The 943-nt window shown below is 38.2% G+C and carries 2 protein-coding genes and 1 pseudogene; 2 read left to right on the top strand and 1 reads right to left on the bottom strand.

The window, feature by feature from the left end; all coding sequences use genetic code 11:
• Both ACFIQE_RS10880 and ACFIQE_RS10875 read left to right on the top strand, forming a co-directional pair.
• Positions 1-154, top strand: a pseudogene (locus tag ACFIQE_RS10880) (terminase gpA endonuclease subunit); the annotation flags it as partial.
• Positions 155-206: 52 nt separating this feature from the next.
• Positions 207-449: a hypothetical protein gene (locus ACFIQE_RS10875; protein ID WP_375612169.1), complete on the top strand. Its 243-nt coding sequence runs from the start codon at positions 207-209 to the stop codon at positions 447-449.
• 224 nt (positions 450-673) lie between these two features.
• Here the strand turns inward: ACFIQE_RS10875 and ACFIQE_RS10870 are convergent.
• Positions 674-943: type II toxin-antitoxin system HicB family antitoxin (locus ACFIQE_RS10870; RefSeq protein WP_375707753.1), on the bottom strand; the 270-nt coding region annotated here is incomplete at its 5' end.

The raw sequence follows: 943 nt of genomic DNA, 5'->3' as shown, positions 1-943 counted from the left end.
GGCTATAAAGAGGGGATTAGGATAACAGCTGCTTGTATTGATACCGGTGGTGGACATACACAGGCGGTTTATAATTACGTGCGCCCCCGTGAGGAGCGGCGTATCTGGGGGCATTAAGGGGCAAGCGAGATGGCGTGCAGTATGGCAAAGAAAATCTTTGGGGGTGTGCAATGAATACCAGTATCGATTTTTTGTGCGATTTATGAATAGCATTGTTTCAGTTTTCCAATCATCACAGCATTGGAGATGAGGATTGCACTGCCATAATTGAGATTATGGGCATGGTGGAAAAAGCTTTAGTTTTTAAACTTCAAGATGAAGTGCCTAATATTACAAAGATTTTGGCAGCTCTTACAGATTTTGGCGATTCAGAGTTTCCTACAGTTATGTTGCCTTTATTGCGAGCTTACGAACCAGATCTAGAAAACCCCATTAAAAAGGTTGCTTAAATACCTCCCTTCCCCATCTTTAAAGGTGGGGAGAAGATCAAGAGGCTTCTTTAGGTAAGAATTCAAAATGAACAGATTTAAAATCAGTTAAGTCATAATCAGTAAGGTTGCAGTATCAACAAAGTTTTCTGCTTCTTCATCCGTCTTGAAAACGGGTATTTGTTTAATTTAGAGGTTTTCATAAGAATTAATTTTCTTTTAGTACGTATAGATTTTTAAAAGATTCAAAGCTTAGAAGAAATGTATCTGTTTAAACTAACACCATTTTCAGCGGCTTGTATTGAAAGTTTTCTATGGAGTTCTGGTGGTATTCTTAATTGAAACTTGCCACTATATTTACCATGAGACAAAGGCAGAGGAACTTCTTCTCCATTATGTTGCATGTCCTCAACAACTTTTGAAACAAGATCCATAATACCTTTTAAAGCTTTCTCTGCTTGAGCATCTAACCATGAAAGGGATGGGAATTCTGCACACAATCCAACATATTCCTC

The organism is Bartonella sp. AA1HLJMS (assembly GCF_042197445.1).
Taxonomy (GTDB): domain Bacteria; phylum Pseudomonadota; class Alphaproteobacteria; order Rhizobiales; family Rhizobiaceae; genus Bartonella.
This window is presented reverse-complemented; position numbering and strand designations above follow the sequence as displayed.